This window comes from Paenibacillus woosongensis, from assembly GCF_030122845.1.
GTDB classification, from domain to species: Bacteria; Bacillota; Bacilli; order Paenibacillales; family Paenibacillaceae; genus Fontibacillus; species Fontibacillus woosongensis_A.
Genome location: NZ_CP126084.1, coordinates 631,289 through 645,828, shown reverse-complemented (window position 1 = coordinate 645,828; position 14,540 = coordinate 631,289). Strand labels below are relative to the sequence as shown.

Sequence of the window (14,540 nt, the reverse complement as noted above, 5' to 3'; positions counted from 1 at the left end):
CAACAACTGCCGATAATTCTGGGAACGAAATTCTTGCTCCAAACCAAAAAATCACAACGAAACTTCAAATAAACTTATACAAAACTGCTAAATCAACTAACCGTTGTACATGCCAATAATCGCCGTCGCTTCGGCTCGTACCCGGTCACGAAGCTCCAGCGGCTCCAGTATCTTGACAAGCGATCCATAGCCAAGCAGAATTTCACATGCCGACTCCAGCGTATTGAACTCAGCAGCGGCTTCGATCCATCCTTGTTCTGCGGGCATCGTATGGATTAGCTTGAGATATCGCTGCTGGGCTAGGCGCGGTAAAGCTGCTTCCTGAAATCTGAGCCGGGCGGGATAACGCGGAAGATTCGCTTTGAACTCTTCTGTCGAGCGCTCCCAATATAGTGCCAGGTCAAAAGAATCCGGACGCTGAAATGATTTCTCCAGCACTTGAGCATTCCTGATCCGGGAGATTCGGTAAGTGCGCATTTCCCCTTCCACTCTGGCTACAAGATACCAGATGCTGCCCTTGGCGACCAGCCCCAGCGGCTCGGCGATGCGCTCCACGGCTGAATCTTCCCGCCGGTAATCGAAGCGGAGCATGCGGTCCTGCCAGACCGCTTCCTGGATCGTCGGCAAATCGGGCAGCCGATCAGCGGACTGATGCCAGCCGGCACCGTCGATATGAATGCGCTGACGCACTCTTTCGGCTTCGCCTCGAAGCCGTTCGGGAAATGCAGCCAGCATTTTCTGAAAAGCATGCTCAAACACGCCTCCAAGTCCCAGGTCTCCTAAGAGTGAAGATGAATGGGCCAGGAGCAGCGCCTGCATCTCTTCGGGCTTCATTCCCGTCAGATCAGTGCGGTAGCCCTCCGACAATACCCACCCCCCGCCTGTTCCCCGTTCCGCATACACCGGAATTCCCGAGGCGCTTAGGGCCTCCATATCGCGGTGTATTGTCCGCTCGGATACCTCCAGCCTAGCCGCCAGTTCCCGCGTCGTGAGCCGTCCGTGATTTTGCAATAGCAGCAATATCGAAATGAGCCGATCCGCCCGCAAGCTGACCCCCTCCTTTGTACGTTTCCCTAGTTGCACTAGGCTTCATTGTAGCATGGATATATGACAAGGATTGTCATATATCGCAACGCGCGAAGCTCACTGCGCACGGTGGTCGGCGTCCCATAACGGTGGTCAACCACATTACGCAAGAAGCAGCCCCAGATCCAGGTATCCGTGTGCCAATTGTCGAGCATGCCAGCCAAAATGGGATTCTAACGGACATACAGGGCGCTATTCCGTATTTTTAACTAAATTTGATATGCGAACGGACCCTGGTTCCGCTATTCGCTCTAGATGAGCATGGTTTGCCCCACTTTTCGCCCAATAGCGGAACTACGGTCCGTTGGCTTAGAAATTTGCGCGCATTTGGAGAAATAGCGGATCTAGGGTCCGCTAGATTGCCGGAGACATCTCAAGTCACAGGAAGTAATTCACCGTGTGCTTGGATCAACAGTGCGCTTGGGAAACAGGTACTTAAATCAACAGGCGCTTGGATCAACAATACGGCTTGGATGAATAGGCCAGGATGAATGTGCTTGGACACGGTGGACTTGCAGGACATTGTGCGCTTCACCTGCAGTGTACATGGCCAGACATCACGCTTGACCTACGGCGTACTTAGCCAACAGCGTGCCCGATCCAACAATATACTGGCCTGACAATAGACTTGACTTAACAATAGACTTGACCTGACGGCCTGCTTGAACCTACAGTGCATTTGCTCGACAATGAGCTTGGATTGAACGTCCATGAGTCGACATACCAAATGGATCGGCGTCCACTTGATCTATGTCCTGCTCAGTCCCCACACCAACCTTACTGCCAAAGGAAGGCGCTCCCTTCACGTACACAAAGCTACCGAAGGAAGGCACTGCCCTTCACATACACAAACCGCTCGCCGCGAGCCATGACATGGCATTTCTGCTCAGGGAAGTGCTCATAGAGATAGTCCACGAAGTAGCCGGGCTTCTCCGCATTCCCCGCAAACACGTCATAATGCAGCGGAATAACCGTCTCCGCGCCGATTCTTACCGCGAACTCGGCCGCTTCCCTATAGTTCATGTTGCCGACAATTCCCCGCTCCCGGCGGAAAAAATCAGCTCCATTGATCGGAAGCAGGGCAACATCTGGCTGAATTGCGCTCAATCGCTCGACCAATTCAGGGAACAGCACCGTGTCACCGGCATGATACAGCGTGACTCCATTCAACTCGATGACATATCCCACGTAGCGTGGCTTCCCGGCCGAGTCCTTCTCCAACTGCTCATGGGCTGCAGGAATCGTCGTGATTTTGACTTTTGAAAACAGCTCTGCCTGCTGGCTGTCGTCTGCCTCCAATATTTGCGAAGCGTCTACGCCCATTTCGATCAAGTCCGGTTTACAGCAAGCTGGAGCCATGATGAGCGCCTCTTTGTTTTGCCGATGAAAAATAGGCAGCGTGCCTGCATCCATATGATCTACGTGCTCATGCGTAATCAAGCAAAGGTCAGCCCCGATAATATCCTCAGGGGTGATCGGCGCAGGGTAAGTACGAGGTAAATCCAGGTGATCCGATACATAAGGATCGACATACACCGTTACTCCGTCACCCTTGATAATTACGCTCTCTTGCCCAAGAAACCAAATGGCCAGCGTCCCGAAGGGAACCTCGGTGCGGTTGACCTCTTGAATCAATGTTGCTCCTCGTCTGTGATGCTTAGCCATAATTAATCCTCCTGTCAATCTGATGATTGTCCATGATCTTCGTTCATCCTCTATTTAACGCATATGAATTAGACTGCTCAACAAAAGAACGCCATCTTGTGGAATGTTTATTCAACAAGCTCAAACATTATCGCAGACTAGCTACTCGTTACGATAAACTAACATGTACATTTGCTGCCTTTTTATCACTGGCTGCTATTTTGATATGGCTAAATTAGGTTGAAAACACGCTCTAGTAGAGATAGAAATCCGTGGACAAAGGCGAGCGCTTCGCTTCTCCAGAACATGTCACACTCTGGCCAGTCACTGCTGCTTCTTTAGTTCAACTTATATATAGTATAAACCAGACAGCTACCTGCCAGGTTCGTCTGAAATAAATGGAGCGCCCCGGCACTTATTGCAGGGCGACCGTATCGCCTTCCTTCAAGCCTTCCAACACTTCGGTTTTGTCCATCGTCTCCAGGCCTGTCTTGATATCTCTGCGTTCGTATTGACCCGATCCTTTATCCAGCATGACATAGGCGGAGGTCTCATCGCGCATGACGGCGATCGACGGAAGAGCCAACACATTTTCCTTGCGGCTGGTCTCGATATCGCCGGTGAGCGATAGCCCAGCAATCAGATACTCGCTTGGTTCAAGAGAGATGGTAACTTCGAATTGCGCCGCTTTATTCAAGCTGTCCTGGTCGGTTCCCGTCTTGGCAAATTTGGAGACATGCTTCACAGTTCCAGTCAACGGCACGTCCTTCATCGCGCTCATTGTCACTTTCACATTCATATCCGGCTTGATCCGGAATACGTCCTGCTCCCCGACGAGGGCGGTAAATTGCAGCTTGTTCAGATCGACAATTTTGCCAATGTATTGATTGTCGCTAAGCACCTGCGGCTTCTTCTCTGCCGAATCGAATAGGAAGATGCCCGCAGCCGGAGCGCGGAATTCGGAATCCTGCAGCTTCAGCTTTTTCTGCTGCAGCTCCTGACGCTGAATCGATCTGCGCACGTCCTCCAGCTCCTTCGTCAGCCGCTCACTCTCCCGGTTAGCGAGCAATTTTTTGCGGTTCTCGTCGCTCAGTTCGCCTCCTGCCGCCTCCATGTCTAACTCTGCAACAAAGGACTGCAGCCTGGTTTCCAGCTCGGCTTTGCGAAGCTCCGCTTCCTCACGTGTAATCTGGTTCTTCAGCTCGGTCTGATCCAGCCTGAACAGCACCTCGTCTTTATTGACCTGCTGGCCGTCCTCGATCTTCCATTCCGTTACTTTGGAGCTGAACGGAGCATAGACCGGCGTCTCCTGCTCATACAGCGATTTTCCCTTGACCCGTATCGTGTGAACCAGTGTCTCTTTCGTTACCTGGAATGTGATGGCTTGAGACTCCATTCCCGGATCGGCGACCTGGGCAGGCTTCGACATGGAATACAGCAAGTAGCTGATTCCGGCAAGAATGATGGCGATCATGATCCATTTTATTTTTTTCTTCACTTTCCTGCTCTCCTTCTCTCATACCGCTTAGAATTGGCAGCGGCGAGGCCGTATATGACTCTGTATGCAGCCCCGTGCCCCTCTGTTGCACCGTCTTAGCGTAGCTTCTTATGTCGTGCGGAACGGATATCGAATCTCTAGTCCCGCTTGATTGCGGTTAAAGCATCCGTCCGCGATGCGCTGACCGCCGGATAAATGCCCGATATAATGCCTGTCATGATCGCAAAGGCCAACCCAACCGGAATGGCTGTATACGGGATAAAAATCGACATATCCGACTCGCCGCTATTTAATGACAAAATGAGTGCGTTAATTCCCCATACGATCCAGTAGGAAAACATAATGCCCAGCAGCCCCCCCAAGAGGCCAAGCAAGGCCGCCTCAGCAATGAACATATTGCGAATCTGGGACAGATTGGCCCCCAGCACCTTCATAATGCCGATCTGCCGGCGGCGCTGATAGGTCGACATCGTCATGGCGACAATAATGGAGATCGAAGCGATGATCAAAATAAAGACACCCGCACCGATCGCAATCGCCTTGAACACGGCGAATTGCTCCTCCAGCTGCTCCTTCTGCAGCAGATTCGACTGTGTCGATACGGTAAGCCGCTGCAGCTGCTCCTCGACCTGCTTTACGTTCTGCTCCGCGTCCACCTTCACCTTAACCGAGTTATAGGTAGTTATGCCGTTTTGCACCGCGGAAGGCATCAGCTCTTTTCGCAGCTGCTCGGCCGTTTCGATCGAGATGTAAATCTTGGCGTCTTGGGAGATGGAAATATCGCTGCGGCCCTTGGGCTTCTTCAGCACACCAACGACCTGCAAGGGAGTGCTCGTTAGCTGTTTGCCATTTTCGTCATACTTCACGAGCTGAATTTGCGTCTGGTACATGGCTGTCGGTATGACCATCATATTGCGGTATTGCTCCTGCGAGTTTCGATCATATCCTGAACGTTCCATTGCTTCATACAGTTTGTTTCTAGTCTCCTCATCCATCAAGCCCATCGTGGCCCCGTAACTGAGCACAACTGAATTAATATCAACGCTGTCGGCCTTCCCCTGTGCAAAGGTCTCGCCAAAGTCCTTAAGCCGGGTCAGATCCGTAGCGACCACTTCGGCGTAGCCCTCCTTGCTGTCCACTGTCGTCATTTCCAAATAATCGAATGTCTGATATGGCGCGACAGCCGTTACATGCTTCATATTGCGCATAACCTCGAGCTTCTGATCCGTCAGCAGCCCGCGGTTTTTCGCCTCTTCGCTAACCTGGTCGGGGTTGTCCTGGCCCGGCATGGCGCCGGAATTGGGCATGACCGTGATCTCATCCATCTTCAGAAAGCTGTTCAGCTCGGATTCGACGATCTGTTGTGTCGATTCGCCGATGCTCATCGCCAATATAATTGCGGCACAGCCTATGGACAAGCCGGCTGCGCACAGCATGGTCACGACTTTGCGCCGCCGCACCTGATCCCAAGACAGCCTTGTCAGATCGCTGATTCTCAAGCTTGTACCTCCTCTGCTTCCGCTTGCGGATCTACAGCCGGCTGTGATGTCTGAAGCTGCCCGTCCCGCAGCGTAATAATTTTCTGCGTTTGTTGCGCCACCTCTCGCTCATGCGTGACAATAATAAAGGTGGTGTTCATCGTCTGGTTAAGCCGCTTGAGGATCGCCAAAATTTCTTCCTCCGTCTTCGTATCCAGATTCCCGGTCGGCTCGTCGGCGAAGATGACCGAAGGCTCGGTAATCAGCGACCGGGCAATGCTGACCCGCTGCTGTTGTCCGCCCGACAGCTGGGACGGGAACAGTTCGGCCTTGTCCGGGATGCCGACCTGCTCGAGCAGCTGCAACGCTTTTTGCTTGCGGACGGAGGGGCGGGTAGATTGAAAGACAAGCGGCATCTCAATATTTTCACGCACCGTCAAGTTCGGCAGCAGCTCATAAGCTTGAAATATAAAACCGATATGCTCGCGGCGGAACTCGGCCAGCTTGTTCTCGTTCATCTTCACAATGTTATGATCGGCGATATAAATTTCGCCTTCGGTCGGCTTCATCAGCCCCGCCATCAGATTGAGCAGGGTCGACTTTCCTGAGCCCGAGCTGCCCAGCAGCGCAATCATCTCGCCCTTGCGGACATGAAAATTGATGTTCTGCAGAACAAGCGTGGTCTCGCCGCCATTCTTGAAAGCATGGGACAAGCCCTCTACACGAAGCAAGTTCTCCACTCCTTTTATATGAATCTCTCAAGCGTAAACGGCTGACGCCGCCCATGAACGGCACAACTACGTTTCGCATAGAAATATAAACCTTGTATGAGGGTGAAGCTTATAAATTCTTATATCTCAATAAATAGACGATGCATCAAGCGTCTGCCCCTGCATGTTATACGATAAAAATTGCCGCAAGATGCCAATCCAGTTGCCCCACTGTCTATTTAACCAGAAAAAGGAATGCCTCGGATCGATAAATATCACTTTGCCGTATCAGCGAGGGCAGATTGATGCTATGACTAACTGGATTTCTTACATTTAAAAATGAACGATTATAGGTTTTGAAGGTGAAAAGGGAGGTTTTAGATGGATGAAATACATCTAGTTCGAAAAACTACTCCCGTGGATACTAAATTAAATGCATGAAATACAGTTAGCTTCACCTTTATCCCTACTCCAACACTTGTTCCATAATTGTACAGCTGCCTGCACAAAGTATTGAAGTGTACTATTTAATTTAAACCGAATTCCACCGCTAGCCAAAAACAAAGCGGACAACGAGATGAACATGAACAGCGTGAGCACGTAATAGCATCTGATAAATCTGGCTCCATCCTCATGGCAATTCGTCAAGACGCTCGAGCAGTAACAGGACGCCAAGTGACAAATCGATGAGGTTGCTGAGCTGTGGCGTAATGACGAAGCTGCTGACCTAACCGGCCTTAAGCGCAGTGAGTTATGTTAAATAGAGCGGGAATATACCAAGGCTCCCCCCGATCCCATGATCAGCAGATGTTGGCCTGAAGGTGAAAATCCAGCTTTAATCCTGCCATCGAGTCTTTTTAAATCAATAATACTTGCATTCTTTAAATACTCATATGGATGTACATAAACATTTTCCAAGAGGACAGATGCCCTCGGCCACCAAGGATAAATAATTTCTAAGCTCCAGCCGTCCTCAGTGATATGAATACCATCTCCAGCATGAAATCCGAAAATAGAAATTTCCTGATCATTACAAGGAATTTTAAAGGTGAGATAGTCCCCGCTTATACGATCATCGGTCAGCTGTGAATCTCGATCTCTATGCATCTGCAATCCGGTTATAGGCTGAGTAATGCTATAGCCCGAGCTGCTAATCAGTACGATATTCTCATCATGATCCCATCCACAGGCATCCACGCCTGAGGCAGCTATAATGACTTCATTGACCCAAGGTTCTGGGGGCTTCGTCAGTTCCATAGCTTGTACTCTATGAAGCAAATTCAATTCAAAACGAGTTCTTATTTCTTTTTTAGGATTTTTAAAGAGGTTCATTTTCTGCTCCCTCGACTATATTCGTTATTCCAAACGGGACATGAACAGATGGCACAATTCTGGCAACACCCTCGATATGACCAACCTGATCATCGAAGAATATATGGGGTTTAAATATTCGCAATACCCTGCCTTTATCGATTCCGCCTAGAAAAAAAGCTTCGTCCACCCTAATATCCAAATTTCTCAGCGTCGTAATCACTCTCTCATGAGCAGGGGCATTCCTAGCCGTGGCAATCGCGATTCTTATTCGAGGCTTGTCTTTCGCGTTAGTTGGATACTTCTCTAAAATTCTTTTTTGCAATTTGGATATCTCTTGAAAAAACTTCAACAACGGCCCCGGAGGAAGCGACTCCCCGGCATTTAATCGTTCGTGATCATGGAACAACGCCAATTGTCCGCCCTGTTGGAAGACAGATTCCGCCGAATCATCAGCGATAACTCCATCAAAATCAAATGCGATCCTAAGCTCCCGATCCTCGTCATCGTCAATGTAGTCCGTTGGATAAATGCAGCCTGCCGGAAACCCACGTTCGACCGCTTCCTTTACGTCATCAGGATTCCCTGACAAGAAAATCGACGCATTGAAGGCTTCCATGTATTCAAAAGGATTACTGCCTGCAATGAATACTGCTCGGCTAATAGGGAGCTGGTAATGTTCTATCGATTTAAACACGCGAAGCCCGGTATCCGGATCATTACGGGACAGCAATACGACCTCGACCGGCTGATCCTCTGGTTCATCCGTATTGATGCTAAGCAGTCTTTTTATTAGAGGAAATGCGACTCCTGTTTCAAGAACGACTTGTTCATTTTCCCGCTGATATTTTCTATAGGCATCTTCTCCGTGTTCCTGAAATACGCGATCCGATTCGCTTAAATCAAACAACGCGCTCGAAGCGACTGCAATTACAAACTTGTCCTCAATATTATAGGGCATGATTCTATCCTCTCTCCTCAGCTAAAACAAGTACAGATCATAATGATATTTCCATCCGGATCTTTGAATGAAAATTCCGCCAGGTCGGGAAAGGTCTGAATTTCAGTAACGATTTCCGCGCCTAAGCCCTGTACATGCTGATAGGCCTCATGAATATTATCACAGCTTAAATTAAATAAAGGCTGATTAGATGGCGTAAATTGATATACCTCGTCCAAACAATGATTGTCCAGCGTCAAACCTGGGCGCCCTTCTCCCATAGGCAATGAATAAATCGGGCCTGGAAATTCCCCAACCTCGACTTCAACACCTATAAGCTTGCTGTACCACTGAACGGCCCTCTTTAAATCGCTTACATGAATAAAGATCGTATCTACGCGGTTATGTATTGGGTTGGCCATAGCTTTACCTCCATTTTCTATGAAATTGTCTTCAATCTTGCTCTGATCTCTAGCAATAATGCGTTTTTCTCTTCATCAGGTATCCCATCCGAAAGTCTCGCGGCAGCTACCGGCAGTATCCATGGATCTACCTCGGCATAATCTTTGTTCGCCAGCTTCAAGTAATGCCTGACATATTCATTTTTGATGCGCTTCCTAAAGAAATTGATAAGGAGGCCTTTCGTTTTTGGAGTCCCTTCTGGCAATGTGCCATAGGTCAACAGAAGTACGGACCTGGCGAGGTCACCCAGCGGGTGGCCAGCCATTCCAGTCATCCAATCAATTACGCAGCTATTATTTTGATCCGTTACTAACACATTGTCGGGATGATAATCTCCGTGGCAGAGCTTATGATCCTCGGGCAAGCCTTGCAGTTGATGAATTATCTTCGACTTTTCGGCATCGGTTAGGAGCGGGGCAGATTGAATATTATGAGCGAGTATCTCTTTATGATTCCTGCTCAAATCCGCAACAGAATGGGCATGCACATGATGATGGAGGGCGGCTAACGTCCTTGAAAACCGCCTGATCTGCAGAGGTCTCCGTGTCATCAAATGAAGCAGGGAGGTGCCTGGAACCCGTTCAAAAATAATCCCCAGCCTTCCGTCCCTCTCGATCATCTCAAAGGCCCTCGGGACATTGATGCCCAGGTCATGCACATACTGGCTAACCTCATACTCCTCATGAATCGCTTCTAACGGGAAGCCTTTCTTATAAAGCTTCAGAACCTTGTTATCATCAGCAGCGAATATATCCGCTGTTCTCCCCTGACCCATTAGCTCCAACAATGATCACCTCCATAGAACCAAATTAACCTTCCACTATTACAAAAACGCCCCAGCCTTAAGATCGCTCTTATCTTAGGCTGAGGCGTTGTTACGCGAGCTTCTATCCACGATTATACATCCGATTCTTCCATGGCGGTAGCCCTGATATGCGTAAAGACATAAGCATAGAAATTTTCTGAAATGGAGCAACTTATTTTGTAAATTATTAGGTATGAACTAAATAATATAATCATTTGCGATTTGAATAGAGTTTATATATCACGAAAAACTTATTGCCTTTCGCCCGTTAGTCTTTCCCTAGTATCCGTCTCGCTTCCTTCAAATCGCTTGGTCAGTGTCTTTCTCCAGTTGTCCGAGAGTTCCTCGACTTCAAGAATCTTGGCTATTCCTTCAAGATTATTCTTTTCGCGATGCATGATCTTGTTGGCGTAAGATACCGTAATTGCTTTCGGATGCCTGTCGATCATATGCAGCCCATCCAGCCTCGATACGACCCCTTCCTGGAGCACGCGGAAATAAAAGCCGGTATACCCGGTTTCCTGTACTTTTAACGGCATGTCAGGGGCCACGTATTTTACGGATAGTTTATAACAAGGCTGCCTTGGCTGGCTTACCTGCACCACCGCTTCTCCCAGCTGAAAAATATCGCCAATGCAAACCTCCGTCTCCAGCAAACCCCGCGTTGTTAAATTTTCGCCGAATGCACTGTACTCTAATGCCCGGCCCAATTCCATCTCCCAATAGGGATAATGCTCGTAAGGATACACACAAACGGCCTTCTCCCTGCCTCCGTGGTGAACAAGATCGGCCTGACCATCCCCCTCGAAGTTGAACCAGGACAGGAACAGCGGCTCATCGCTTGGCCTCTTGAAGATGCCTGTCGAAATTTCCTTATTGTTAAATTGCACCTGGATCGGCTTGCCTACATTGATTGAAATAATATCGCCTTGCCCCATAGGATCACCTCAAGTTTAGTTGAATCCTATTATACGGTAATCCTCAACTTCCTTAAACAAAGTTCTTCCAATCTTCACATGAAGTACTAATCATTTTCCCTTAAAAAGGCGATGTAATCCGTCATTGTTCCACTATGTCCTAAGTATCTTAAGATGGTAGTAATATTCCCCCTGTGATAGGTTCCGTGGTTTACGACATGTTGAATGATTTCTGATATCGAATTTTGGAACTCATGGCCCATGGTGTTTCTATAAGTCACCCTCTTCTCGAAATCGCTGATCGAGGTCAAATGTTGGCGAATCCGCGACTGCAGACCGGTTATGTGATTGCTGGCTTGCTCAATGCTGCTGAATGATTTTGCCGCTAGGGATGGAGTTTTTTCTTCCTTGATCCGGGCAAACCAGACTTCGTCGGCCGAAGCAAGATGCCCCAAGACTTCTGCAATCGATTTGAAGCCCAGATTCACTTCTTTTAGGAATAATTCCTCCGGCAGCGTGCGAAGATGCTGAATCACTCTCTCGTTTGCCCAAATGTTGTAATCGTACCCGTGAACAATTTGTCCGCTCATCGTGATCTCTCCTAACTAGTTTTCCAGTTCGAATTGTCCGTACCAACAAAATTATCTAACTGTGTCGTACAAGTCTGTCACAATCTCATTTATCCCTTCCTGACCCCATTCCTCCGTGACCTCCAGATGCCATGATCTAGGGAGCCTTTCAAGCTGATTGTCGGCTATCCATTGATGCAGCTTCTTATATGAGTTTCTTATTTCCGTATGAGGTCCCGTATGCCTCAGCACCGCATATTTTTGTCCGGGAAGAGCGATAGCCCAAGGAATATGTGGATAGTTTATACCCAATATGATATCATGACAATATATTACAGATTGGAGGGTCACGTGTGCTAATTTATTCCCGATTGAGAAAGCAATGCAAATAATTGCGACTGCTGTTTCTGCTCTGTCTCATGCAGAGTAATCGGGATAAGTCTGCCTTTTTTTCGTGAATCCGCCTTCCGTAATAGTTACTTTTTATGGAGTGCTTCTTTTGGCGTACCCAATCACGTCATTGCTTCTGCACGGGCGCTGAAGCGTTAAGGCATTTCTATATTCGATTACGGCTGCACGGACATCAGGATGTCTGTGTTTTTTATTTTCTGCCGAAAAGGAGAATGCCTTTATGACAAGACCATATTCAAGCGATCAGCAACATATCATCCATGAGCTCTTAAGCCAGGCCGAGCGAAACGGTTTGCGCTTAAACTCCGATCATGTCGAGATGAATGAGTCCGGGTTGGACTTCCTCGTTGTATTTGCCAAGGATCTGCAAGGAGAGAAGTGGGTGCTTCGAAAGCCTAGACGCAAAGACGTATGGGAGCGAGCGAAAAATGAGCAGAAGGTGCTGCAGGCCGTCGGTCAGCACCTGCCCGTTGAGGTGCCGGACTGGCGTATTTTCACGCCCGGGCTTATCGCATATCCATTGCTGGGCGGGCATCCCATTGCGACGGTCGACCCTGCTGGCGGCGGTTATGCCTGGAGGTTCCCTCAGGATTCATTAACCGATGAGTTCTTTGATTCTCTGGCCGGGGCAATAGCGGCCTTGCATAGCATCGAACACAGCGAAGCAATCCAGGGTGGCGTTCGTTACAAAACTCCGCAGGAAACGCGGGAATCTTTTGCCTCAAACATCGAAGAAGTAAAACAATCCTTCACCATTCCTGCCAAGCTGTACGACCGTTGGACGGAATGGCTCTGTACCGATTCCTACTGGCCGGATCATTCCGTGCTTCACCACGGCGATTTGCATCCGCCTCATATCATTGTGGACGATCACCAGCGGGTTACGGGCTTAATTGATTGGACGGAAGCTGAGATTGCCGACCCCGGCAAAGATTTTGTCATTCTTTATGCCCTATTTGGCCGGGAGGGATTGCGGGATTTACTGGCCCGCTATGAAATAGCAGGGGGCAAAACCTGGCCCCGCATGCATGAGCACATCGCCGAGCAATGGGCGGCTTACCCGGCTATCGTTGCCAAATTCGCGCTGACCACAGGAAAAGAATCCGATATGGAAATGGCCAGGGGCATGATGGCTAACTGGAATGTGGATTAATTCTCTCTAACACCCCTTTTCATTGAGATAAATATCCAATGCCTTGATCCCTCTGCGAGCAAGCTTAATAAATAGGATCAAGCCGTAAACACTCAACCCTACAAAAGACACATAAATTAAAAAAACCAAAAAAGCAAAAACTCCGCCACCTATAGAGGCAAGTTCCATTGTATTCTCCTCCAATCATTTTTGGAATTGCGCATGGGCTCTCAAGCAAACAGCCCCAGCCATAAGATTGCTCTAATCTTAGGCCGGGGCTGTTTCTGCTGGAGCATGTTCCATAGTTATACATACGCTGCTCTAAAAATGCTAGAACCATATCATGCCCTGTAAACAGCGATCACTCCAAGACGGTAAGAAAGCTACTCCCAGTAAGACGGACCCCTGCCCTTCAGCCGAGCCAAGCCTTCCACAAAAAAGAAGTCGCCGTAAATTAACGGAACGTCAATATTGGTTCCCTGCGGGTAGTTGCTGGTGCCATGCAGCAGCAATCCTTCCTCTGCAGGATCATCCCAGGCGCCGTAATTTTCGTACAGTGACTTCAGGATGCGCTCACCGCCTGCACGGTAAACATCCGCATCCCCTCCCTCACTCTTATCCGCGAGCAGCAGAAGACCGCTTGCCGCACAGGAGCCGGCTGAACTATCGCGCAAATTTCGCAGCTCGTCCGGGGCCCGGAAATCCCAAGCCGGCACATGGTCCTCCGGCAGTCTGCTGAGGAAGAAGTTCGCGACACGCTTGGCAGCCTGATAATAATCGTCCTTGCCGGTATGGTGATACGCCAGCGTCAGGCCATACAAAGCCCAGGCAGCACCCCGCGACCAGGCGGATTCCGGGGCATATCCCTGACCGCCCAGCCCTTCCAGCATTTCTCCCGTATGCGGATCAAAATTGACGATATGGTACACGGAACCGTCCGCGCGAATGAAATGCTTCAGCACGGTGTCCGTGTGCGCCTCGGCAATGTGGGCAAAACGAGGATCGTCACTGACACGGGAAGCCCAGTACAGGAGCGGCATATTCATGCAGCAGTCGATGATCGCGAGCCCGTCGTTGCGCGCTCCTTCCGTCCAGGGATTCCACGCCCGAATATATTGCCCTTTCAGATTAAATCGAGCAGCAAGATAGTTCGCAGCCTTCAGAGCCCTGATCCGCGAAGCCTCATTCCCATGGAGCTTGTAGTTCGCCACGCTGGTCAAAATCCACATAAAGCCCATATCATGATCCAGCCTTTCGAACCCATCCAGCACTTCATCCAACTTAGCTTCGCACTCCTCAGCCAGCGCCTTCAGCTGTTCCTGTCCGCTCTCCTGATATAGAAGCCAAAGCATCCCCGGCCAGAAGCCAGCCGTCCACCAGTTCGGCGCCTCTAACTGATATACCCCGTTTTGGCTTGCATGCGGAAACCCGGATCCGATTCTGGCCGTGTTATGCAGTGTTTTTTCGAGCGATCTGTTCCAAGCCTCATTCACCCAACTTAGTTCTGTGTTCATCGAAATCTCCCCTCTCCTAATATGATTAAATATTCATCGTATGAGCCGAAAGATGAAGCTAAG

The 14,540-nt window shown here is 49.3% G+C and carries 16 protein-coding genes and 1 pseudogene; 3 read left to right on the top strand and 14 right to left on the bottom strand.

What is annotated here, in order from left to right; genetic code table 11:
* Positions 1-96: 96 nt before the first annotated feature.
* Positions 97-1,047, bottom strand: coding sequence for a helix-turn-helix transcriptional regulator (locus QNH46_RS02820; protein WP_283926830.1), 951 nt, complete (start codon positions 1,045-1,047; stop codon positions 97-99).
* A gap of 536 nt (positions 1,048-1,583) precedes the next feature.
* On the opposite strand from QNH46_RS02820, the gene QNH46_RS02815 reads away from it, so the two are divergent.
* Positions 1,584-1,706 carry a hypothetical protein gene (locus tag QNH46_RS02815; RefSeq protein WP_283926829.1) on the top strand — a complete coding sequence of 41 codons (123 nt, stop codon included), beginning with the start codon at positions 1,584-1,586 and terminating at the stop codon, positions 1,704-1,706.
* Positions 1,707-1,902: 196 nt separating this feature from the next.
* Here the strand turns inward: QNH46_RS02815 and QNH46_RS02810 are convergent, their stop codons facing one another.
* The gene (locus QNH46_RS02810) at positions 1,903-2,751 is read right to left on the bottom strand and encodes an MBL fold metallo-hydrolase (protein ID WP_283926828.1); all 849 of its coding nucleotides are present in this window, start codon (positions 2,749-2,751) and stop codon (positions 1,903-1,905) included.
* Positions 2,752-2,825: 74 nt separating this feature from the next.
* Here QNH46_RS02810 and QNH46_RS02805 point away from each other — a divergent pair.
* Positions 2,826-2,969, top strand: a pseudogene (locus QNH46_RS02805) (transposase); the annotation flags it as partial.
* Between the two features lie 176 nt (positions 2,970-3,145).
* Here QNH46_RS02805 and QNH46_RS02800 read toward each other — a convergent pair.
* From QNH46_RS02800 to QNH46_RS24515, 10 genes are all read right to left on the bottom strand, one after another.
* Positions 3,146-4,228 carry an efflux RND transporter periplasmic adaptor subunit gene (locus QNH46_RS02800; protein WP_283926827.1) on the bottom strand — a complete coding sequence of 361 codons (1,083 nt, stop codon included), beginning with the start codon at positions 4,226-4,228 and terminating at the stop codon, positions 3,146-3,148.
* A 137-nt stretch (positions 4,229-4,365) separates the two neighbouring features.
* The gene (locus QNH46_RS02795; protein WP_283926826.1) at positions 4,366-5,727 is read right to left on the bottom strand and encodes an ABC transporter permease; all 1,362 of its coding nucleotides are present in this window, start codon (positions 5,725-5,727) and stop codon (positions 4,366-4,368) included.
* Positions 5,724-6,437: an ABC transporter ATP-binding protein gene (locus QNH46_RS02790; RefSeq protein ID WP_055106749.1), complete on the bottom strand. Its 714-nt coding sequence runs from the start codon at positions 6,435-6,437 to the stop codon at positions 5,724-5,726. The genes QNH46_RS02795 and QNH46_RS02790 overlap by 4 nt, the downstream gene beginning before the upstream one ends.
* A 735-nt stretch (positions 6,438-7,172) precedes the next feature.
* The gene (locus tag QNH46_RS02785; protein WP_283926825.1) at positions 7,173-7,748 is read right to left on the bottom strand and encodes a hypothetical protein; all 576 of its coding nucleotides are present in this window, start codon (positions 7,746-7,748) and stop codon (positions 7,173-7,175) included.
* Positions 7,735-8,688 (bottom strand): 5'-nucleotidase, encoded by a 954-nt coding sequence (locus QNH46_RS02780; protein WP_283926824.1) that lies wholly within the window; start codon positions 8,686-8,688, stop codon positions 7,735-7,737. Before QNH46_RS02780 ends, QNH46_RS02785 begins: the two co-directional genes overlap by 14 nt.
* 17 nt (positions 8,689-8,705) lie before the next feature.
* Positions 8,706-9,089 carry a VOC family protein gene (locus tag QNH46_RS02775; protein ID WP_283926823.1) on the bottom strand — a complete coding sequence of 128 codons (384 nt, stop codon included), beginning with the start codon at positions 9,087-9,089 and terminating at the stop codon, positions 8,706-8,708.
* 17 nt (positions 9,090-9,106) lie between these two features.
* The gene (locus QNH46_RS02770; RefSeq protein ID WP_283928333.1) at positions 9,107-9,904 is read right to left on the bottom strand and encodes an aminoglycoside phosphotransferase family protein; all 798 of its coding nucleotides are present in this window, start codon (positions 9,902-9,904) and stop codon (positions 9,107-9,109) included.
* Positions 9,905-10,185: 281 nt separating this feature from the next.
* A complete protein-coding gene (locus QNH46_RS02765; protein ID WP_283926822.1) occupies positions 10,186-10,872 on the bottom strand; it encodes an MOSC domain-containing protein in 687 nt (228 codons plus the stop codon).
* Between the two features lie 86 nt (positions 10,873-10,958).
* Positions 10,959-11,441 (bottom strand): DinB family protein, encoded by a 483-nt coding sequence (locus QNH46_RS02760; protein WP_283926821.1) that lies wholly within the window; start codon positions 11,439-11,441, stop codon positions 10,959-10,961.
* Positions 11,442-11,492: 51 nt separating this feature from the next.
* The gene (locus tag QNH46_RS24515) at positions 11,493-11,672 is read right to left on the bottom strand and encodes a hypothetical protein (RefSeq protein WP_283928332.1); all 180 of its coding nucleotides are present in this window, start codon (positions 11,670-11,672) and stop codon (positions 11,493-11,495) included.
* Between the two features lie 379 nt (positions 11,673-12,051).
* Here QNH46_RS24515 and QNH46_RS02750 point away from each other — a divergent pair, with 379 nt between their 5' ends.
* On the top strand, positions 12,052-12,984 hold the full coding sequence (locus tag QNH46_RS02750; protein WP_283926820.1) for a macrolide 2'-phosphotransferase: 933 nt from the start codon (positions 12,052-12,054) through the stop codon (positions 12,982-12,984).
* Positions 12,985-12,990: 6 nt separating this feature from the next.
* On the opposite strand, the gene QNH46_RS02745 is transcribed toward QNH46_RS02750, so the two are convergent.
* Both QNH46_RS02745 and QNH46_RS02740 read right to left on the bottom strand, forming a co-directional pair.
* A complete protein-coding gene (locus QNH46_RS02745; RefSeq protein WP_283926819.1) occupies positions 12,991-13,152 on the bottom strand; it encodes a hypothetical protein in 162 nt (53 codons plus the stop codon).
* A 194-nt stretch (positions 13,153-13,346) separates the two neighbouring features.
* Positions 13,347-14,477 carry a glycoside hydrolase family 88 protein gene (locus tag QNH46_RS02740; RefSeq protein WP_283926818.1) on the bottom strand — a complete coding sequence of 377 codons (1,131 nt, stop codon included), beginning with the start codon at positions 14,475-14,477 and terminating at the stop codon, positions 13,347-13,349.
* Between the last annotated feature and the right edge of the window lie 63 nt (positions 14,478-14,540).

Coding starts and splice junctions, on each gene's coding strand:
- QNH46_RS02810 (WP_283926828.1), bottom strand. CDS start 2,751: ATGGCTAAGCATCACAGACGAGGAGCAACATTGATTCAAGAGGTCAAC.
- QNH46_RS02740 (WP_283926818.1), bottom strand. CDS start 14,477: ATGAACACAGAACTAAGTTGGGTGAATGAGGCTTGGAACAGATCGCTC.
- QNH46_RS02780 (WP_283926824.1), bottom strand. CDS start 8,688: ATGCCCTATAATATTGAGGACAAGTTTGTAATTGCAGTCGCTTCGAGC.
- QNH46_RS02770 (WP_283928333.1), bottom strand. CDS start 9,904: ATGGGTCAGGGGAGAACAGCGGATATATTCGCTGCTGATGATAACAAG.
- QNH46_RS02775 (WP_283926823.1), bottom strand. CDS start 9,089: ATGGCCAACCCAATACATAACCGCGTAGATACGATCTTTATTCATGTA.
- QNH46_RS02765 (WP_283926822.1), bottom strand. CDS start 10,872: ATGGGGCAAGGCGATATTATTTCAATCAATGTAGGCAAGCCGATCCAG.
- QNH46_RS02745 (WP_283926819.1), bottom strand. CDS start 13,152: ATGGAACTTGCCTCTATAGGTGGCGGAGTTTTTGCTTTTTTGGTTTTT.
- QNH46_RS02750 (WP_283926820.1), top strand. CDS start 12,052: ATGACAAGACCATATTCAAGCGATCAGCAACATATCATCCATGAGCTC.
- QNH46_RS02760 (WP_283926821.1), bottom strand. CDS start 11,441: ATGAGCGGACAAATTGTTCACGGGTACGATTACAACATTTGGGCAAAC.
- QNH46_RS02785 (WP_283926825.1), bottom strand. CDS start 7,748: ATGAACCTCTTTAAAAATCCTAAAAAAGAAATAAGAACTCGTTTTGAA.